Source organism: Vibrio sp. RW, from assembly GCF_027587105.1.
In the GTDB taxonomy this organism is placed as follows: Bacteria; Pseudomonadota; Gammaproteobacteria; order Enterobacterales; family Vibrionaceae; genus Vibrio; species Vibrio toranzoniae.
This window is the reverse complement of the sequence record NZ_JAPPTM010000007.1, coordinates 232485-252307: the sequence shown is the minus strand read 5'-3', so window position 1 is coordinate 252307 and position 19823 is coordinate 232485. Positions and strand designations below refer to the sequence as shown.

The following is a 19823-nucleotide window of genomic DNA, read 5'->3' as shown; positions in this document are numbered from 1 at the left end:
TGTATATTTACATATGCGTAACATTTCATTTTTTTTGAGAGGCAAGTCAGGTTTTTAGCTATAATATGAAATTATTTTGTATTTGTAATAATACTTTTTGATTTTGAGATGTAGGGTTTAATTAAAGAAAAACGTAAAGTTTAATTATTAACTAAGACATTATTTTATTAACATCATTGTTATTTAATTTCTTGTAAGGGATGGAACCATTAATGAAAAAGCTTGCTTTAATTACAGGGTCAAAAGGCGGTATCGGGTCGGCAATATCTTCGAAACTAGTCGCAGATGGATATCGTGTGATCGCAACCTATTTTACTGGGAATTATCAATGTGCACTAGATTGGTTTAAGGAAAAACAATTTACTGAAGAGCAAGTCAGACTGTTTGAATTAGATGTTACTAACACTGCTGAATGTGCATTGAGCTTAAGCAAGTTGCTGGAAGAAGAAGGCACTGTTGATGTGTTGGTTAACAATGCCGGTATTACGCGTGACAGTGTCTTTAAAAAGATGGATGCGGAAGCATGGAGAGAGGTGATAGAGACCAATCTCAACAGTCTTTTCAATGTGACACAGCCTTTGTTTGCACCGATGTGCGAAAAGGGTAACTGCCGAGTCATCAACATTTCTTCAGTCAATGGTCTTAAAGGTCAGTTTGGACAAACCAACTACTCGGCTGCTAAAGCCGGGATGATTGGCTTCTCCAAAGCACTGGCAGCCGAAGGCGCTCGCAGTGGCGTCACAGTGAATGTAGTTGCTCCTGGTTACACGGCGACACCAATGGTTGAGCAAATGAAGCCTGAAGTTCTTGATTCAATAAAGAACCAAATCCCAATGAAACGTTTGGCTACACCTGTTGAAATTGCGGACGCAGTGGGCTTTTTAGCGAGTGAATCTGGCGCGTACATTACAGGCGAGACATTGTCTGTGAATGGCGGCTTGTATATGCACTAATTGGCGAAATTCAAGGGAATGGAATGATGGAAAAAGTATTTATTGTTGCGGCAAAACGTACCCCAATTGGTGCATTTACCGGGTCTTTAAACAACGTATCCGCAGGTGAACTAGCTGGTGTGGCGATTAAAGGTGCGTTGGACGAAGTAGACCTACCGTTAGATGCGATTGACGAAGTGATAGTCGGCAACGTGATTTCAGCAGGGCAAGGCATGGGCGTAGCGCGCCAAGCTTCAATCTACGCAGGGCTTGCAGAGGAAATACCTGCGTATGGCGTCAACATGATTTGTGGCAGTGGCATGAAGTCAGTAATGGACGCTGCTGCACACATTAAGGCGCAAGACGCTGAAGTGGTGGTTGCGGCTGGTGTTGAAGTGATGTCTCAAATCCCTTTTGTGGTTCCGCCAAGTATTCGTAACGGACACAAGATGGGTGATATATCGATGAAAGACTTGTTGGTGGGCGATGGCTTAACGGATGCGTTTAATCATTACCATATGGGCATGACGGCTGAAAATATTGCGAATGCATTGAACATTTCACGCCTTGCTCAAGATAACTATGCGTTAGAAAGCCAACAGAAAGCGGTGGCGGCAATCGAAGCAGGCAAGTTTACTCAGCAAATCGTGCCTGTTGAAGTTAAGCAGCGCAGACAGACAGTCACTTTTGATACTGATGAGTATCCGAAATCTGACGCAACATTCGAAGGCCTACAAAAGCTTCGTCCGGCATTCGACCGTGAAGGAACCGTAACGGCGGGCAACGCTTCAGGTATCAATGACGGTGCGAGTGCAATTATCTTGGCATCAGAGAGTGCCGTCGTGAAATACGGATTAACACCACTGGTTGAACTAAGCAGCTACGCACAATCTGGTTTGGACCCGAAGATCATGGGGTTAGGCCCAGTAGAAGCCGTATCAAAAGCGCTCGACAAAGCTGAACTAACGCTTGAAGAGATCGATTTGTTTGAACTGAATGAAGCCTTTGCAGCACAAGCGCTTGGTGTGATGTATCAGCTTTCTGAGCAGCACGACCTGCCTTTAGAAACTTTCAAACCAAAGGTGAATGTGAATGGTGGAGCGATCGCGCTAGGCCATCCTCTAGGAGCTTCAGGCAATCGAATTATTGTTTCACTTATCCATGAGATGCTCGAACAAAAGACAACTTATGGTGTTGCTTCACTCTGTGTGGGTGGAGGAATGGGCACCGCTGTTTTGCTTAAAGGTATTGAAGGCTAAGCCTGACTTGCCTGTAGCAGCTTAACAATTTATCGAAGTCGCTTATCCCAATGGTGAGCCTTCGTAGAAAGACATTACCTAAACTTGTATTACTAAACTATGTATTCATCAGGAGTTACTTATGTACACGGATATTTTCAAAACAATGACTGACCAAACTGAAAAGCAATTTGAACCGTATTTCAAGTTCAACAAGTTGGTTGCCAAGAACGTTCAAACAATGACGGAATTGCAAATGAATGCGATGCAGACATACACGGACATGGGTCTTGCACAAATGAAAGCCGTAAGCGAAATCAAAGATGTAAATAGCTTAACGGCTTTCAATAGCCAGCAACTAGCAGCGCTAACTCAACTGTCTCAGCAGATGATGAGTGATAGCACTAAGCTTCAAACTGTGGCTAAAGAATTCAAAGAAGATGTTGAAACACTAACAACTGAAAACTTGAAAACAGTTACACCTGCATAAATTTAATCGCCATCGAGTTAGCGCAGTATTTACTGTGAGGCTCGGTGGCGATTTTCCGATTATTGGAGTCATGTTATGTTTCAACACTTCTTTTCGGACTACCTTGTTAAACTTCAACAAACGAACCAGCAATGGTGGGAAAGCTTTGAACAAAACAAGGAAGCCGCGCAATCTCCCCTCAATCAAGCGATGCAAGAATTGAACTTTGATGATGCATCAAAAATCTTCGAGCAAGCCGCCAACCAACCCGCCGTTCTACTTCAGTTACAATCTCAATGGTGGGAACAGCAACTTAAGATCTGGCAGAATGCCGCGCTGATGGGCAACACCGAGAGTGTTATCTCAGAAGACCGCAGCGACAAGCGCTTTATTGATGAAGCGTGGAAAAACGACCCGTTCTACAGCTTTATCAAACAATCCTATTTGTTATTCAGTAAAAGCTATATCGACACCATCAACTCGATCGAAGGTATTGACGAAAAAACCAAAGAGCGAGTGGCGTTCTTTTCTCGTCAGGCAATCAATGCACTTTCTCCAAGCAACTTTATTGCGACTAACCCAGAGTTGATGAAACTGACGCTTGAGCGAAATGGTGAAAACCTTCTCGATGGGTTAGAGCAGTTACAAGCAGACGTTGAAGCAAGCGCCGATATACTCAAGATCCGCATGACCAACAACAACGCCTTCCGATTGGGTGTGGATGTTGCGAACACCGAAGGTGATGTTGTCTTTCAAAACGAGCTGTTTGAACTGATTCAGTACTATCCCAAAACACCTCAGGTGAACGCGACGCCTTTGTTGATCGTTCCACCGTTCATCAATAAGTACTACATTCTTGACCTTCGTGAGAAGAACTCGATGGTTCGCTGGTTGCTTGAACAAGGACACAGTGTGTTCATGATGTCTTGGCGTAACCCGGGTGAAGCGCAAAAAGACCTCGAATTCGGTGACTATGTCACGGAGGGCGTTGTTAAAGCGGTTACCGCGATTGAAGACATTACCGGTAAAGAGCAAATCAATGCCGTAGGTTACTGTATTGGTGGCACGGTGCTGGCCTCTACGGTGGCTTACTACGCTGCGAAGCGCATGAAAAAGCGCATTAAAACCGCCACTTTTTTTACTACTTTGTTGGATTTCTCTCAGCCGGGTGAGGTTGGCGCGTACATTAACGAAACGATCATTAACGCGATCGAGAAGCAGAACGACGCGAAAGGCTATATGGATGGTCGTTCACTGAGCGTGACGTTTAGTTTGCTTCGTGAAAACAGTCTGTACTGGAACTACTACATTGATAACTATCTCAAAGGCAGCAGCCCGATGGAGTTTGATCTATTGTATTGGAACAGTGATAGCACTAACGTAGCCGCTGAATGTCATAACTTCTTGCTGCGTGAGCTCTACCTTGAAAACAAACTGATTCAAGACAAAGGTGTGAAAGTGGGCGGTGTGTGGATTGATTTGAATAAGATCAAAATACCAAGCTACTTTATTTCAGCCAAAGAAGACCATATTGCTTTGTGGCAGGGAACTTATCGCGGCGCATTGAATACGGGTGGCAACAAAACCTTTGTGCTGGGTGAGTCTGGGCATATTGCTGGTATTGTTAACCATCCAGACAAGAAGAAATATGGCTATTGGGTGAATGACAGCCTAGACGACTCTGCTGACGAGTGGCTAGCGAATGCAAGCTATAGTGAAGGCTCATGGTGGACACATTGGGATCAGTGGTTACAAGGCTTTGAGGCTGACGAGAAAATTGAACCTTTTAATCAAGGATCTGAGCTTAACCCTGTGATTGGCAAAGCGCCAGGCAACTATGTAAAACAAGTGCTGCCGATTGTCGATAAAGAGCAGGTTGATACAGAGACCGCAGAGAAAGAAGCTTAGGGTGTTAAATCACTTTCAATAATAGAGATATACAACGTCAGATAATAAAAAAGCCACTGATTTCAGTGGCTTTTTAGTGTCAACTTATCTCAAAACATAATTGACATAAGTTGACGCAATCTCGATTCTTAATCGATTTCTTTGTCTTTACCCATAGATAAAATCCAAAGAGATACGGCTGCTACACCTGCGAAACCACCAAGAATGATCACTGGCATCGCACTGTAACCCAGTATATGCCAAATTACGCTCTCTAAAGTACTCATTCAATCGCTCCTTATTGCCAGCCTTCAACGCCATGCATGTCTGGTAGTTTATGTGCAATACCTTTGTGACAGTCTACACATGTTTTTTCACCAGAAGCTAGCGCAGTCGAGTGTTGTTTCGCACTACGAGGGCTCTGCTCTGAGAAGTCCATGTAATCGAACTGGTGACAGTTACGACACTCAAGTGAATCGTTCTTTTTCAATCGAGCCCATTCGCGTTCCGCTAGGTGAGCACGACGTGCTTTGAACTTTTCTTCGGTGTTGATGGTTTTTGCAATAAAGTGTGCGTATAGCTCTTTAGATGCTTGAACCTTACGAACAATCTTATCTGTCCACTCATGAGGCACGTGACAGTCTGAACAGATTGCACGAACACCAGAACGGTTAGAGTAGTGAATGGTCTCTTGGATTTCAGCAACGATAGGTGCGTGACAGCCAGAACAGAACTCTTCCGTGTTGGTTGCCTCCATACCCGTGTTGAATGCACCCCAGAACAAAAGACCACCCGAGAAACCCAAGAACAAAACAACGCCTACGGCTGCTTTACTTGGTGTCGCGAGTCTTTTCCAAAACGCTTTAAGTAATTTTATCATATATAGCCTCTCTTACAGTCCGGCTACGATTAACGCAGTGAATCTACAGGTTTGAACTCGTTCTCAACTAGTGGCTTAGCATTAGCTTGAGGTACGTGGCACTGTAGACAGAAGTAACGACGAGGTGATACGTCTGCAAGTACCGCATCTTCACGGTTCATGTAGTGAGTTACACTCACTTTAGTCGCACCCATTTCTTTTGCGTTTTTCCAGCTGTGGCAAGAAAGACATTTGTTAGCGTTAAGAGAAACTTCATAGCTACGAATAGTATGAGGCACTAGAGGTGGTTGGTATACGTAGTCACTCTCAAGTACTTGGTCACGAGGGAACTTTTTGAAGTCATCTGCTGCGCGAGTTGCTTCAAGTTCACTTGCACCACGTAGAGATTCTACGCCACCAATGCCGCCTGGGTTATCCAGCTCAGCTTCAGCTTGAACTGCACCAGCTAGCAAAAGACCAGCTGATAGTAGGGCAGTAATCAGTTTTTTCATGGTTAATTTCTCCGCCTAAAGGCTAATTCTTTGAGTGGACTACTTCTTTCAAAAAGTAACGAAAAAAGCAGTCGCAATATTAAATACGTCAGATCTACGAGCTAAGTGGTAAGAACATATTGTCCTTAAGCGACCTTAGTGATCTTAACTGGACACTTCTTGTAATCCGTCTGTTTAGACAGAGGATCCGTTGCATCCAAGATCAACTTATTGATCAGAATTCTTGCATCAAAGAATGGTACGAATACCAAGCCTTGTGGTGGACGGTTACGGCCGCGAGTTTCAACACGAACGCGTACTTCACCACGTTTGTTTTCTATAAGAACTTCATCACCACGGCGAAGACCACGAGCTTTAGCGTCAGCAGGGTGGATGTAACAAAGTGCATCCGGTACTGCTTTGTAAAGTTCTGGTACACGACGAGTCATAGTACCTGTATGCCAATGTTCAAGAACACGACCAGTACATAGCCACATGTCGTATTCATCGTTTGGTACTTCAGGTGGTGCTTCGTATGGTGCGTTGATGATCAGTGCTTTACCATCTGGCTTACCGTAGAAGTCCCAATCAGAACCTTTCTTCGCGTATGGATCTGAACCTTCTTTAAAGCGCCATAGTGTTTCTTTACCGTCAACAACAGGCCAGCGTAGGCCACGAACTTGATGGTAGCGATCGTATGGTGCTAAATCGTGACCGTGGCCGCGACCAAAGGCTGCGTATTCTTCGAATAGACCTTTTTGAACGTAGAAACCTTGAGCTTGTGCATCGTCGTTAAGCTCTTGAGCTTCAGACAGTGGGAATGCATCAACGTTGCCGTTTTTGTAAAGCACGTCGTACATCGTTTTACCACGATGCTCTGGTGCTTTAGCAAGAAGTTCTTCGCCCCAAACTTCTTCAACAGTGAAGCGTTTAGAGAACTCCATGATTTGCCATAGGTCAGACTTAGCTTCACCTACGGTTTTCACTTGTTGGTACCACGCTTGTGTACGACGTTCTGCGTTACCGTAAGCACCTTCTTTCTCAATCCACATTGCGGTAGGAAGGATAAGGTCAGCCGCTTGAGCCGTTGCTGTTGGGTACGGGTCTGAACATACAATGAAGTTGTCTGGGTTGCGGTAACCTGGCAGACGTTCAGTGTTGATGTTTGGACCCGCTTGCATGTTGTTGTTACACATTACCCAGTAAGCATTGATCTTGCCATCTTTAAGCATACGGTCTTGAACAACAGCGTGAGCACCTGGTTTAGGTGGAATAGTCCCTTCTGGAAGTTTCCAGATGTCTTCTGCGATCTTACGGTGTTTAGGGTTCGCAACCACCATATCTGCTGGTAGACGGTGAGAGAATGTACCAACTTCACGAGCAGTACCACACGCAGATGGTTGGCCTGTTAGTGAGAACGGACTGTTACCTGGAGTAGAAATCTTACCCGTTAGAAGGTGGATGTTGTACACAAGGCTGTTCATCCACACACCACGAGTATGTTGGTTCATGCCCATTGTCCATAGAGACATCACTTTGATGTTTGGATCTGCGTATTGCTTAGCCAGCTTGATAAGGTCATCTTGAGAGACACCTGACATTTCAGAGGCTTTCTCAACGGTGTATTCAGCAACAGAAGCTTTGTACTCTTCGAACGTAATTGCCGTCATTTTTCCCGAGTTAGGGTTCGCAGCGGCTTGCTGTAGTGGGTCGTCGTCACGAAGGCCATAACCGATGTCTGTCGTTGCTTGCTTGAAGTTCGTGTGCTTGTTCACGAAGTCCCAATTCACCGCATCGTTTTGAATGATGTAGTTAGCAATGAAGTTAGCAATTGCTAGATCTGATTGAGGTTCGAAGATGTAACCCGTGTCTGCAAGCTCGAAAGAACGGTGGTAGTAAGTAGACAGTACGTTTACTTTAACGTGTGGGTGGCTTAGACGACGGTCGGTAATGCGAGTCCATAGTACAGGGTGCATTTCTGCCATGTTTGAACCCCACAGTACGAATGCGTCTGCGTGTTCAAAGTCATCGTAACAACCCATTGGCTCATCGATACCGAAAGTACGCATGAATGCGCCTACCGCTGAAGCCATACAGTGACGAGCGTTTGGATCGATGTTGTTTGAACGGAAACCCGCTTTCATCATCTTAACGGCTGCGTAGCCTTCCATCACGGTCCATTGGCCTGAACCGAACATACCAACACCTGTTGGACCGTTCTTCTTCAGTGAAGCTTTCCATTTCTCAGCCATTACGTCGAACGCTTTGTCCCAAGATACGGGTGCGAAGTCACCATCTTTATGGAATTCACCATCTTTCATACGAAGAAGAGGTTGTTCTAGACGGTCTTTGCCGTACATGATTTTTGAAAGGAAGTAGCCTTTGATACAGTTAAGGCCTTTGTTTACTGGTGCTTCTGGGTCGCCTTGAGTCGCGACCACTTTGCCGTTTTGAGTACCCACTAGTACTGAACAGCCCGTACCACAAAAACGACAAGGCGCTTTATCCCACGTGATTTTTGTTTGATCAGAGCTAGCAATCAGGTTGGTTGCGGTTGCTGGTAGTGTTACACCTGCAACGGCTGCCGCTGATGCAGCTGCGTTTGCTTTCACAAACGCACGTCTTGTCATTTTCATACTTCACCCTCAAGTTGAGAATTGTTGCTTCCAGTTTCTAAATCCGTTTCTTCTAGTCCAGTTTCGATTTGGTGATAAACCAAAGCTGTCCCTAAAACGTTCTTAATGTTGTTTATTGCTTCGATGGTGTCCGTTACAAAACCTTGGTTTTCGGTTTCTAGGACCACGATGATTTTGCCTTCAGGGCTATCTCCGTAGATTTCAGCGTTATCGAATTGCTCGATCTCTGCTTTGATCTCATTTAGATGCTCAGGGCTCACATGCACGACTAAACTTGATATATGCACTTCATTTAGTGCCATAAATTGCTCTCGTTATTTTTATTTATGCATTACTCACAAGAATAGCTGAGGTTGGGCAAACTGCTACGCAGGCCCCACAACCGCTACACTCATCTAACTTGATCTTTGGTAGAGCAACACTGCCGGCTCTAAGTTGAAATTGAATGGCCATGGGTTCACACATGTCACCACAGCTTCGACATTCAACATTTTGTTGCGCTAAACACTGATCGGAGATCTGTGCTTTTGCTTGCCAAGGCTTTTCATGCTTTGGCTTAAAAATTGGTTCAGGACAAACGTCTGCACACTGATAACAGAATGTGCATTCATCGATAGAAAAGTCGACAGTAGGAAAACCACCATCGCCTACAATGATTATCTTAGTTTCACAGCTCTCGATACATTTACCACAGCGAGTGCAGTCATCTGCAAAGCTTTCTAGGTTATTAATCCAAGGCAAACGAATCTGACTTGAGTCAACCTTTCGTCTAGAGAATAGACGTCGTTTTGATAGATCTACCACTAAATACCTATAGATGTTGCTAATATGTTGTAACTGTAGGTCATTGTTTCATTAATATCTTGTCATTAATCCTCACAAGTAGTGTAGTTTTAGAAACAATTGTATAAATACCCCCTAAGGGCTAATTGGGGGGATATATTGTCTTAGATCAATAAATTACGAAGCGAGTGATCACATATTGAATGGAGCTATGATATTTGATGTGTGACAATATCATTTCGCTAGCTAGTTATTTATAAATAGGAAGACTCTTTTGCTTATAAAACCGGTTTCAACTGTCACGAGCACAATAGCGAAATCATTGCTATTTATACTGCTGTTGTCGGTTGCGACTACTGGCTTTGCCATCTTTACTTTGGCTTCAAGTTTGAATGATGCGGAGGCGGTTAACGTCGCTGGTTCAATGCGTATGCAGAGCTACCGCTTAGCCCATGATATTCAAATAGAATCAGTTGATTATGATTCTCATATTCACGAGTTTGAGCGATCGCTTTACTCTCCATCTATGACCAAGTTGGTCAGTTGGAATGTTCCTACGGACATCACAGAAGATTATTACTTGATCATTGGGCGTTGGCATGAATTGAAGCGTGTTTTGAATAGCGAAGATCGTAAGCACTATTTAGTGTTAGTCGAAAACTTCGTGAACGAGATAGACCATTTTGTTTTCAAGCTTCAACAGTTCTCAGAGAATAAGCTGATAAAATTAGCGTGGGCTGGTGGCGTAGGGCTAGGTGGTATTCTCGTCATATCTCTTTTTGTTGTTCACTTCGTACGTAAACAAGTTGTTAAACCTCTCCATGCGTTAGTTGGAGCAAGTCAGCGAATAAAGAACAGTGACTTTGAGGTTCAGTTGGAAGTGACGAACAGCAATGAACTCGGTATTTTGACCAAAACGTTCAACTCAATGGCCAAAGATTTGGGGGTGCTTTATCGAAATCTTGAAGATGTCGTTGATGCCAAAACAGTTGAACTGCAAAATGCCAATCAATCATTGCAGGCGCTCTATTATTCCTCACAAGAACTCACAGTGACGCGTATTGCCCCAGAAAACTTTAGAGCGATCTTACAACACTTAGCTAGCCTTGAAGGAATCGAATCATTAAGGTTAGAAATTGTTGATAATTCAGGCCGGTCACTGATTCTGGATGAAGGTTACGACTCAAATTGTAACTATGAAAAATTTGAGATGAAGTTGGATGATAACGAACTGATTTTGGGTTATTTATATTGTGCATATCATCATGGGCACTCAACAAAAACTTTGATTGAAAGCTTTATTCAATTGCTATCGCGAGCGATCTATTATAATCGTGCTCAAAAGAAAGCTGAGCAGCTTATCATTATGGAAGAGCGTGCAACGATAGCGCGTGAACTACACGATTCATTGGCCCAATCTCTTTCATATTTGAAGATTCAAGTCACTTTGTTAAAGCGTGTTGTTAGCAAATTACCTGAACATAAACACAGAGAGCAGTCAGAACAGATAGCCTCTGAGATAGGGGTTGGTTTAGCTAATGCCTATACTCAACTTCGGGAGCTGCTCACTACATTTAGGTTATCTATCAAAGAAGGTAGCTTTGGAGATGCTTTGGGTACGATGCTCGAACAACTCAATGAGCGTACCGATGCGAAGATTAATTTAACCAATAATCTTTCATCTATTGAACTTGATGCTCATAGTCAAGTTCACCTGCTTCAATTGATTCGTGAGGCAACAATAAACGCCATAAAACACGCCAATGCAGGCTTAATAGATGTATGCTGCATAAATGAAAATGGTGAAGTATTAGTTGTGATTAAGGATAATGGAGATGGCTTTGATCCCAGTAGTTCTAAAATGAACCACTATGGAATGAGCATCATGCAGGAGCGAGCGGCAAGACTGAATGGCGACTTAACGGTTGAAGCAGCAAAGGGTGAAGGCTGTACAGTCATATTAAAATATAAAATTTTGAAGGAAGTTCAAGTTGACGATTTGTAAAGTAATACTGGTTGATGATCATCCATTGATGCGCAGAGGTATAAGCCAATTACTGAGCTTTGAAGATGAATTCGAAGTGATTGCGGAAGCAAGCAATGGCACTGAAGCGATCGCTCTTGCTCATGAAGAAGAACCTGATTTGATCCTGTTGGATCTCAATATGAAGGGGATGTCAGGGCTCGATACTTTAAAAGCGCTTCGTACTGATGGGTCGAGCGCTAACATTGTTATTTTAACTGTCTCGGATAGTCCTGCAGATATTGAAGCTATAGTAAAAGCAGGTGCTGACGGTTACTTGTTGAAAGACACTGAACCTGATGAATTGATTGAGTTACTTAAGCAAGCGCATAGTGGCGACAAGGCCTACAGCGATGTTGTTGCTCGCTATTTGAGTGATACCGTCAGTCGTAAAGATATCTTCGATCAGCTGACTGAACGTGAAATGCAGATCCTTCAAGAAGTCGCAAAAGGTTATCGTAATAAGCAGATCGCTGATCATTTGTTCATTTCTGAATCGACGGTTAAGGTACATATGAAGAGCCTACTGAAAAAGCTACAGGTGCCTTCACGTACCGCCGCAACCGTTCTTTACCTAGAACGTTACGGAGAAATGAAGTAGGGCTTATTCCTTTGAAATTAAACTATTTTAAGCCGTACTGCTTAGTTTCGATGCCTAATTTACATGTGATCGCTTTTGTTGAAATCAGAACGCGAAGCTAAATAGATAAAAAGAGACACAAAAAAGCACTGACCTTATTAAGCTCAGTGCCTTTTTATTTAAGCATTTTATATCGGTACTGTGGTTCGAATCACTAAGCTGTTGCTCTTACGAAAGTTGGGTTTACGCCGTCATTGGAACCAATACCAGCGTACCGAAGATAACCGTAATAAGACCACAAATTACGGGTACAGAAGTACGTTTAACGACTTCGAATGGACTAATTTTACCCATACCAGATGTAGCAACAACCACACCAGATACTGGAGATATGGTACGGCCTAAGTTAGACGCTTGGAGCATTGGGATAATGAGGAATGCTGGGTTCAAGCCCATCTTAGCTGCCAGTGATGGAGCCAGTTCTACGAAAGCATAGAAAGGTGCGTTACCAGAGCCGGTCGCGATAGCCGCAGCAACCGTTAGGCCCGTTAGGATAAGCATTAAGGCAATACCGCCAGCACCTGCCGATTCAGCAAGGCCGATTAGGTTATCAATCGCACCTATAGACATTAAGCCTTGAGCGAACACACCTGCCGCAACCAAAAGCATTACCACGCCTTTAAATGCTTCTGCCATACCTTGATAGCAAGAGTCTAGGTCTTCCAGTGTTTTTTCTCCGTCGAATTTCTTAACAACGTAATCGATGAGCGCACCTACGAAGATAGAGCCAACTACGATGGTGTAGATATCAAGTGAAAGCCCCGGAATAGTGCGGCCGTTGAATAGGAAGACACCGATGATAGGTAGAAATGGTAATGCAGCGTAGAAAGCGGGTGCTGTTGTTTCGATTTCAGAAACGTCTACTTTTTCCATGGGTGTATTTTCTTTCTTATCTAGGTACTTGTTCCAGAAGAAAGCTGCAGCAGCCATCACGATGATTGCACAGATAGACACTGGTAGTACCGTTTGAACGGCAAACACATCTAAAGACATTCCGGATTTTTCAGCGGCAATAACAACATCACCAGATGTTGGTGAAAGTATGATTGCCGCAGGTGATGCACAAACCGCGACAGCTGCTGGGCGAGAGATACCCATTGCTGTCATCATTGGAAATAAGGTCGCCATCAACAATACCCCCAGACCTGTTGCCGAACTGACAGCAAGTGACATCAAACAAGCTACAATGTAAGCCGCTACTAGCAGTACATAAGGAGATTTGATCACAGCAAGCGGTTTAGAGAACTGTTTCACTACCACGTTGTTGGCGCCGATGTGTGTCATGTAGGAAGCAAAACCACACAAAAGCATGATCTGCATGCCTAGGCCGCCACCTCGATATTGGAGCATGTACTTAACGAATTCTAGTGAGTCGGTAACCACATTACCTGTTGAAGCGACTTTAGCTGGTAAAACAGTATGGCCAATAAGGCCAGTAATAAGAAGTAGGGCAAGGCCAGCAGTCAGTAATACACCCGCTGCTTTATAGCCTTTGACGATAAAGTAACCAACAGCGATGGTAATCACGAATCCGATCAAGAGCTCTAACATAGAAATCTCCGCAAAGTTTAAAAAATATAAGAAAGTGTTTCAGAATATGACTGTGAATGTACAGAAAACTGCGCTGTGGCACGAGGTATAGTTGAGGTTGGTATGATCTAAAACAAACATTTTTTTCGATGTTAATTCTGGTTATAAATCATGAATGACTAGTGTTGTTTAGATGTTAATTGGTGTTTCTCTTTAGTTTAAAGAATATAGAACGGATCACTTTAAAGCATTTTGTAGGTGTGATAAACGAAGTCTATAGAATTTGAGAAGCTTTGAGGCAAAAGCATAAAACATTGCGATAAATACATTTAATTAATTTTAGTCCCTAGTGAGTTAGCCTGTGTTGATGAACAAGCCGTGTCGTCTATGTGTACTTGGTTACGACCATTATGTTTTGCAGCATACAGAGCCTCGTCAGCCCGCTTCATCCAAGTATCAATTTCTTCATTAGAAATAAGCTCAGCAATACCAATACTCAAGTTAATTTGACAAGGTGCTGAATTTCGCCCTGCCGAAACCAGGTTAGAGAAATGCTTCACGATATCATTTGCCTCTTTTTTTGAAGTATCAATCAGCAAGAGTAGAAATTCATCCCCACCAAGCCTAAATAAAGTATCACTTTTTCGTGTGTTGGCCTTAATTGTATCCACCACTTCTTTAATAATTTGATCCCCTACATCATGACCGTACAAATCATTGACTTGCTTAAAATAATCAATGTCAATTATTGCTATAGAAGATTGACTTGGCGACTGTTGATTTGGCATCTTCTTATCGGCTGCGTTTTGTAAAAATGTCTCCAGTTGATAGCGGTTAAATGCGCCAGTTAAAGAGTCTTTGGTAGACAGGTTACGAAGTTCATGTTGCAACTTACGAATAGCCTCAATGGCAAAGTGAGAGATGAAAGAGCAACAAAGCAGCGCTAAAAAAAAGCGAAGGGTAATCGAGAGAGGTTGATGCTGTAAAGCCACCATGCTTGTCCCTAGGATAATAATACCATTGGTGGCAATAGCTAAACGTTGAGGGATAACAAATACAATGGCTGTGATGATTGGAAATACCCAGTACGTTGCAAGAGTTCCAAATATATCCACACTTAAAATAATCGAAAATGTAATAAGAGTTAGTGGGATCAAATGACCAATTATTTTTTTATGGAGGTATAAGGCGACATAAACTTCAATCAACAAGGTAGCTAAAAAAGAGAGTAAAATTAAAGCGAGAAAAGCTTCACCAATAACAAAATTCTTGATGATCAATGGTAAGAAAGTGAGCATTGCAACTAACACAATAAACTTCAATACTCTTCTTTTATTATGCAAATCGAATAGAGCATCGGTGTTGCTGTCAAACATGAACTTACGTCTATTCATACCAAAATACCTTGTTATATTATTCGTTGGTAAAGCAATAGTATGTATTAATGCAAACGTGCACATGGACAAAACAATCGCTCTTGAAGCTCCGCTCGAACCCAGATGAATATCGTGTCAGCATCTACTTTTAGTTAAGCGTATTACGAGTCATATCACAATCATTATGTTGTCTATACTCTGAAGTTGAGAAATAACAGGGATCATTAATAGATGACTTAAGGCCATTCTTGGCGTCTTAAAGCCTAGATATAAAGATGGTGAGGCGAAGATGAATACAGATTCAGCAGAACATTGAGATATCTGTATTCATGTAGAGTACGATTCTACAGGTACTAGCATTTATAGAATCGTCATTGACGGGCTTAAGGCTGATAGCATTCGGTAATGCTCATAAAAAAGCCCTCATAGCAATATGAGGGCTTTCGAATAATAAGCAAACAGCTCTGTTATTGGTATGTTAAGCGCATTGTTTTAGCTTAAGCGTATTGCTCAACCGTCATCGCCCAATTTTTCTTCTGCTGTTCGAAGTTCATTTTAATTTGCTGATAACGAACTTTAAGTACAGAGTGTTCGTATTTTTTCACCACGTCTTCGCGTTTGCTTTCAAGTAACTGCTTTTTGACTGCGTAGTATTCGTTCATGTTTGATACCAGTGCGTCGAACTCTTTTTGAAGCTTGTCTGCAATTTGCTGTTTGTCAGCGCGGTGCATGATTTTCTGTTGCGTCCGCTTCAGTAACATTGACGCTTCAGCTTTCTCAATGCGGGCTTGAGGCGTTTTCTTAAGCTTGCTTGCTAAGCCCATCAATGAAGCACTCTTAATCAACCACTTTGTTGGATCGTATTGCCACCAATAAATACCATTACGATAGTCATTCTCAAAGATGTGATGGAAGTTATGATAGCCCTCGCCAAAAGTAAGGACAGCAAGTACACCGTTGTCACGTGCTGTATTTTTATCAGTAAAGGGTTGGCTACCCCAAATGTGAGCGAGAGAGTTAATAAAAAATGTGGTGTGGTGGTTTAGTACCAAACGAACCGCACCCACAATCAATAACATGCCAATTACATCACCGTAAACAACGCCAAGAGCGATAGGTACGCCGAAGTTCATTAATAGTGCCAGCAAAATATAATTTTTGTGTTGCCACATTACGATCTTGTCTTTCTTCAAGTCACGACAGTTTTCGTAATCTTCATACATTGATGTGTTGTAGTTACGAATCATCCAGCCGATGTGTGAATACCAAAAGCCACGTTTTGCTGAATATGGGTCTTTGTCGTTGTTGTCAACATGCTTGTGGTGAACACGGTGGTCTGAAGACCAGTGTAGAGCGCTGTTCTGTAATGCAAATGCACCACCCAAAGCAAACAGAAATCTTAGGCTTGAATGTGCTTCAAAGGCTTTATGTGACCATAAGCGGTGGTAACCCGTCGTAATTGAAAGATTACAGAACGTAAAACAGATCGCCAGCCATATCCAGTGCTCCATACCATAGCCAAAAAAGTAGCCATAAACGGGAGCCGCGACAATAGCAAGCAGCATACTAAAAGAGAATACAAAAATATTAAGCCAGATTAATGGTGGCTTTTTTGTTGATGGTGTGTCGGCACTATTCATTAGTAAATGTCCATTGGGCTTACATCTGTGCGCTAGAATATCAGCGCACACGTGTAAGTCAAGATTGAAAGTGTAAACGTGTATTAGTATGTTTTGCTTAAATATTGTATAAAGGTAGTGTGAAATGTAGTAGCAAGTCATAAATGGAAGTACTAAGGGCTAATAAATGGAAATTAAGGTAGCTGAATATAAAGATTATGAACGAATCGCCCAATTACATGCGGATAGCTGGAAGCTATATTACCGTGGCATTCTCGCTGACGATTACTTAGAAAGTGACGTTTTAGAGGACAGATCTGTTATTTGGCAGACTCGTTTGATCAACCCTCCTTTTAACCAACATGTTTTATTGCTTGAAGAGGGCGGTTTACTGGTTGGTTTTGTCTGCGCGTTTGGTAATCATAACTTTGAACGTGGCACGTTCATTGATGCATTACATGTAGACAATAATTATCGTGGCCGGGGCATAGGTAAGCGTTTACTGTCTGAACTATCTAAGTGGTTGAAGCAATATTACTCGGATTCAGGACTTTACCTAGAAGTGATGTCTGAAAACCACCAAGCCATTGCATTCTATGAAGCGATTGGTGGTAAAGAAGAGCTGGAACAAGTTTGGAATGCACCCTGTGGTAGCCAAGTGAATGAAAAAATTATTTCTTGGGAGTCGCCACAAGATCTTGAACAGAAAACTGCTAGTGTCGTTTATTCTTAAGCGACTTTTGCGTAGGCAACTCTTATCTTAAAATGAAGCGTGACTGGATTAGATAAAGCCCCAAACCTGCTAGGTTTGGGGCTTTCTCGTTTAGTGATTATCTTGCGTTTTTGTGATTGAAAACGGCAGGTTTTATAGACTTTTCAGTATCTAATTGAGATTGATGACCTGAGAGACGACATTCACGCTCTATCGAATATAGAGCGTGAATACGTTAGAGGCAGGTTGACTAACGTTTGTTCTTCAAGTAGCGCTTACGACGTTCTTCTTTCTTCTTAATTTGTTGTTCGGCTTTTAGAGCAGCAGCTTCTTCAACTTCGACCAGCTCTTTGGTGATCATCTCCGGTAACTCTAGAGTGACTTTACCTAAAGTACCGTTACGCAGTTCGTGAAGTAGAATTTCAGAACATTTGTGAAGGTCGATATGACCACCTGCACGAAGTGCACCACGCTTACGACCAATCGCTTCCATCAACTCGATGTCAGACTCTGGCAATTCTTCGATTTGGTAGCGTTCTTTAAGTAGGTTCGGGTACTGTTTCGCTAAGTATTCAACCGTATAAAAAGCAACTTCATCGTATTCCATTGCTGTATCTTTAACAGCGCCCGTTGCTGCTAGGCGAAAGCCACTGTGTGGATTTTCTACTTTAGGCCAAAGGATCCCAGGAGTATCTGAAAGGATCACGCCGTTTTGCAGGTTAATGCGTTGTTGGCGACGAGTCACTGCCGGTTGGTTACCCGTTACCGCGATTGTACGTCCAGCTAAGCAGTTGATGATGGTTGATTTACCTACGTTAGGGATACCCATGATCATCGTGCGAATGTTTTTACCCATCTGTTCACGGTGCGGTGCTAGCTTACGGACTAGCTCCATAACATGGTTAACTTCTTCTTTAACGCTGGTGGTAATTGCAATCGCTTTAACACCTTGCTCTTTCTCGAAGTGCTCAATCCAACGCTGAGTCAGCTCAGGATCCGCAAGGTCACGTTTGTTCAACACTTTTACACAAGGCTTATCGCCGCGCAGTGAAGAGATCATTGGGTTTTCACTACTGAACGGAATACGAGCGTCCAGTACTTCGATAATCACATCAACCTGTGGGATAACTTCTTCGATTTCTTTACGGGCTTTATGCATGTGACCCGGAAACCATTGAATTGTGTTGTTAACCATTTGAAAATATTGCCTTTTTATTGAGTATCTTTGCTGGGGAAATAGTAAAAACTAAGCGAGGATGATATAAGAATCTATCCATGTCTGACTTTTCCAGCGTTTATAGTGAGATTTTACCACCATAAATGCGTTGTCGTCGTAAAAATTTAGTTGTATTCACATTTTGGTGGTAGTTGTACGTATAGGGATTGCCATTGGTAAGCGTCTAAACTGTCAGCCAAGTCATATTTTGGAATACTCACCCAATAATGAGAGTTGGTCGATGTAAAGAGCGATAACACGCGATATTGAATAGTGAAGTGAACAAATTCAGAGCAAAAGTGATCTGGTTTTGTTATGACTAATCTCTCTTTTCTTAACATTATTAATTGTTGTTTTTTACAATTAACTCAGAATGACGCAATTCCACGCGCAACGCTAGATTGCCGGGAACCAAAATAATTACAAAAATTGCCTTACTGGAAGAAACATGAAAATCAAACCACTCCCGCCTTTAAATAGCTTGGTGGCATTTGAAGCATCTGCTCGGCACTTAAGCTTTACCCTTGCGGCAGAAGAGCTCAACGTGACACAGGGCGCAATAAGCCGCCAAATTCGTCAACTGGAAGAGTACCTTGGCAAAGCCATGTTCACGCGGGCAAACCGCAGTATCAATTTAACGCCAACTGGTCTGCAATATTACCAATCGATCAGTCACTCTTTACTTGATATTGCGCAGGTCACCGGAGAAGTTAAAAAATGGCAAGGAGAGCAAAAAATAACGGTCGCGACGACTAATGCGATGGCCGCCTTATGGCTGCTACCGAAAGTGGCAGAATTTCAAAATGAGCATGATGATATCGATATCCGTATATTGGCCTCAGACAATATTCTCGATTTACGACGCTTAGATTGCGATATCGCACTGTTTTATTGTCGTACGCCTCCGGCCGAGATGGAAGTTACTACGCTCTTTTCTGAAGAAGTTTTTCCTGTGTGTAGTCCTCTTTATATGGAAAAGATCGGTAACCCGAGCGAAGCCGAAGAGATCTTCAGTAAAACCTTACTCTATTTGGAAGAGTCCCAGCGAGATTGGGTGAATTGGGAGCAGTGGTTCAGCGGCGTTGATTTACCTAACATGACGCCAAGAAATCGTATGAATATCAATAATTACCCGATGTTGTTACAAGCAGCGATCAACGGCCAAGGTATTGCTTTGGCTTGGGGATCGTTGGTAGACGACTATCTGCAAAGCGGCGCGTTAGTGAGACCGGTCGAACACGTACTTTCAACGCCTTCAAAATTTTCTATGCTAGAGCCCAAAGGAAGAGGGTTAGTGCCCGCCAGTGTTAAACGTTTTCGTGAATGGTTGCTTCACCAATTGCCGGACGAAGTGGGTGATAAGGGGTTAGTGTAGTTAATGTGTTTAATGAGAAGCAAAAAAATGAAAAGCG

18 protein-coding genes are annotated in these 19823 nt (G+C 42.8%); 8 read left to right on the top strand and 10 right to left on the bottom strand.

The features are described from left to right. Positions 1-212: 212 nt before the first annotated feature. The 4 genes from OCT63_RS09140 to phaC all read left to right on the top strand — a co-directional run bounded on the left by OCT63_RS09140 (position 213) and on the right by phaC (position 4547). A complete protein-coding gene (locus OCT63_RS09140) occupies positions 213-953 on the top strand; it encodes an SDR family oxidoreductase (protein ID WP_060469633.1) in 741 nt (246 codons plus the stop codon). Between the two features lie 26 nt (positions 954-979). Continuing rightward, a complete protein-coding gene (locus OCT63_RS09135) occupies positions 980-2191 on the top strand; it encodes an acetyl-CoA C-acetyltransferase (protein WP_161685067.1) in 1212 nt (403 codons plus the stop codon). Between the two features lie 121 nt (positions 2192-2312). After that, on the top strand, positions 2313-2660 hold the full coding sequence (locus OCT63_RS09130) for a phasin family protein (RefSeq protein ID WP_060469635.1): 348 nt from the start codon (positions 2313-2315) through the stop codon (positions 2658-2660). 75 nt (positions 2661-2735) lie between these two features. Then, complete coding sequence (gene phaC / locus OCT63_RS09125) at positions 2736-4547, top strand: class I poly(R)-hydroxyalkanoic acid synthase (RefSeq protein ID WP_161684488.1); 1812 nt, start codon at positions 2736-2738, stop codon at positions 4545-4547. 128 nt (positions 4548-4675) lie between these two features. Here the strand turns inward: phaC and OCT63_RS09120 are convergent, their stop codons facing one another. The 6 genes from OCT63_RS09120 to napF all read right to left on the bottom strand — a co-directional run bounded on the left by OCT63_RS09120 (position 4676) and on the right by napF (position 9316). Further along, a complete protein-coding gene (locus tag OCT63_RS09120) occupies positions 4676-4813 on the bottom strand; it encodes a TIGR02808 family protein (RefSeq protein WP_010430103.1) in 138 nt (45 codons plus the stop codon). Between the two features lie 11 nt (positions 4814-4824). After that, the gene (locus OCT63_RS09115) at positions 4825-5406 is read right to left on the bottom strand and encodes a NapC/NirT family cytochrome c (RefSeq protein WP_009845456.1); all 582 of its coding nucleotides are present in this window, start codon (positions 5404-5406) and stop codon (positions 4825-4827) included. 29 nt (positions 5407-5435) lie between these two features. After that, positions 5436-5897, bottom strand: a complete 462-nt coding sequence (locus OCT63_RS09110; protein WP_017062614.1) for a nitrate reductase cytochrome c-type subunit — start codon at positions 5895-5897, stop codon at positions 5436-5438. Between the two features lie 125 nt (positions 5898-6022). Then, entirely contained in the window at positions 6023-8512 is a 2490-nt protein-coding gene (napA, locus tag OCT63_RS09105; RefSeq protein ID WP_060469637.1) for a periplasmic nitrate reductase subunit alpha, read from the bottom strand. Continuing rightward, positions 8509-8814, bottom strand: a complete 306-nt coding sequence (locus OCT63_RS09100) for a chaperone NapD (RefSeq protein WP_017058194.1) — start codon at positions 8812-8814, stop codon at positions 8509-8511. The genes napA and OCT63_RS09100 overlap by 4 nt, the downstream gene beginning before the upstream one ends. A gap of 22 nt (positions 8815-8836) precedes the next feature. Next, the gene (napF, locus tag OCT63_RS09095; protein WP_269983612.1) at positions 8837-9316 is read right to left on the bottom strand and encodes a ferredoxin-type protein NapF; all 480 of its coding nucleotides are present in this window, start codon (positions 9314-9316) and stop codon (positions 8837-8839) included. A gap of 253 nt (positions 9317-9569) precedes the next feature. On the opposite strand from napF, the gene narQ reads away from it, so the two are divergent. Both narQ and OCT63_RS09085 read left to right on the top strand, forming a co-directional pair. Then, positions 9570-11300, top strand: a complete 1731-nt coding sequence (gene narQ, locus OCT63_RS09090; RefSeq protein ID WP_269983611.1) for a nitrate/nitrite two-component system sensor histidine kinase NarQ — start codon at positions 9570-9572, stop codon at positions 11298-11300. Continuing rightward, the gene (locus tag OCT63_RS09085) at positions 11287-11919 is read left to right on the top strand and encodes a response regulator (protein ID WP_046223521.1); all 633 of its coding nucleotides are present in this window, start codon (positions 11287-11289) and stop codon (positions 11917-11919) included. Before narQ ends, OCT63_RS09085 begins: the two co-directional genes overlap by 14 nt. Before the next feature lie 222 nt (positions 11920-12141). Here the strand turns inward: OCT63_RS09085 and dcuC are convergent, their stop codons facing one another. The 3 genes from dcuC to OCT63_RS09070 all read right to left on the bottom strand — a co-directional run bounded on the left by dcuC (position 12142) and on the right by OCT63_RS09070 (position 16504). Beyond that, positions 12142-13509, bottom strand: coding sequence for an anaerobic C4-dicarboxylate transporter DcuC (gene dcuC, locus OCT63_RS09080; RefSeq protein ID WP_017058198.1), 1368 nt, complete (start codon positions 13507-13509; stop codon positions 12142-12144). Between the two features lie 308 nt (positions 13510-13817). After that, complete coding sequence (locus tag OCT63_RS09075; RefSeq protein ID WP_060469639.1) at positions 13818-14882, bottom strand: GGDEF domain-containing protein; 1065 nt, start codon at positions 14880-14882, stop codon at positions 13818-13820. A 479-nt stretch (positions 14883-15361) separates the two neighbouring features. Then, positions 15362-16504: an acyl-CoA desaturase gene (locus OCT63_RS09070; RefSeq protein WP_060469640.1), complete on the bottom strand. Its 1143-nt coding sequence runs from the start codon at positions 16502-16504 to the stop codon at positions 15362-15364. A 166-nt stretch (positions 16505-16670) separates the two neighbouring features. Between OCT63_RS09070 and OCT63_RS09065 the strand changes: the two genes are divergently transcribed. Continuing rightward, on the top strand, positions 16671-17216 hold the full coding sequence (locus OCT63_RS09065; protein ID WP_060469641.1) for a GNAT family N-acetyltransferase: 546 nt from the start codon (positions 16671-16673) through the stop codon (positions 17214-17216). Between the two features lie 229 nt (positions 17217-17445). Here the strand turns inward: OCT63_RS09065 and ylqF are convergent, their stop codons facing one another. After that, positions 17446-18390, bottom strand: a complete 945-nt coding sequence (gene ylqF / locus OCT63_RS09060) for a ribosome biogenesis GTPase YlqF (protein WP_060469642.1) — start codon at positions 18388-18390, stop codon at positions 17446-17448. Positions 18391-18859: 469 nt separating this feature from the next. On the opposite strand from ylqF, the gene OCT63_RS09055 reads away from it, so the two are divergent. Continuing rightward, positions 18860-19786 carry a LysR substrate-binding domain-containing protein gene (locus OCT63_RS09055; protein WP_060469643.1) on the top strand — a complete coding sequence of 309 codons (927 nt, stop codon included), beginning with the start codon at positions 18860-18862 and terminating at the stop codon, positions 19784-19786. Positions 19787-19823 lie beyond the last annotated feature (37 nt).

Excerpts from the sequence above, each read along its gene's own strand:
- ylqF (WP_060469642.1), bottom strand. The coding sequence starts at position 18,390 with ATGGTTAACAACACAATTCAATGGTTTCCGGGTCACATGCATAAAGCC.
- OCT63_RS09120 (WP_010430103.1), bottom strand. The coding sequence starts at position 4,813 with ATGAGTACTTTAGAGAGCGTAATTTGGCATATACTGGGTTACAGTGCG.
- napA (WP_060469637.1), bottom strand. The coding sequence starts at position 8,512 with ATGAAAATGACAAGACGTGCGTTTGTGAAAGCAAACGCAGCTGCATCA.
- OCT63_RS09115 (WP_009845456.1), bottom strand. The coding sequence starts at position 5,406 with ATGATAAAATTACTTAAAGCGTTTTGGAAAAGACTCGCGACACCAAGT.
- OCT63_RS09135 (WP_161685067.1), top strand. The coding sequence starts at position 980 with ATGGAAAAAGTATTTATTGTTGCGGCAAAACGTACCCCAATTGGTGCA.
- OCT63_RS09100 (WP_017058194.1), bottom strand. The coding sequence starts at position 8,814 with ATGGCACTAAATGAAGTGCATATATCAAGTTTAGTCGTGCATGTGAGC.
- OCT63_RS09130 (WP_060469635.1), top strand. The coding sequence starts at position 2,313 with ATGTACACGGATATTTTCAAAACAATGACTGACCAAACTGAAAAGCAA.
- OCT63_RS09075 (WP_060469639.1), bottom strand. The coding sequence starts at position 14,882 with ATGAATAGACGTAAGTTCATGTTTGACAGCAACACCGATGCTCTATTC.
- OCT63_RS09110 (WP_017062614.1), bottom strand. The coding sequence starts at position 5,897 with ATGAAAAAACTGATTACTGCCCTACTATCAGCTGGTCTTTTGCTAGCT.
- OCT63_RS09055 (WP_060469643.1), top strand. The coding sequence starts at position 18,860 with ATGAAAATCAAACCACTCCCGCCTTTAAATAGCTTGGTGGCATTTGAA.
- phaC (WP_161684488.1), top strand. The coding sequence starts at position 2,736 with ATGTTTCAACACTTCTTTTCGGACTACCTTGTTAAACTTCAACAAACG.
- dcuC (WP_017058198.1), bottom strand. The coding sequence starts at position 13,509 with ATGTTAGAGCTCTTGATCGGATTCGTGATTACCATCGCTGTTGGTTAC.
- OCT63_RS09065 (WP_060469641.1), top strand. The coding sequence starts at position 16,671 with ATGGAAATTAAGGTAGCTGAATATAAAGATTATGAACGAATCGCCCAA.
- OCT63_RS09140 (WP_060469633.1), top strand. The coding sequence starts at position 213 with ATGAAAAAGCTTGCTTTAATTACAGGGTCAAAAGGCGGTATCGGGTCG.
- OCT63_RS09070 (WP_060469640.1), bottom strand. The coding sequence starts at position 16,504 with ATGAATAGTGCCGACACACCATCAACAAAAAAGCCACCATTAATCTGG.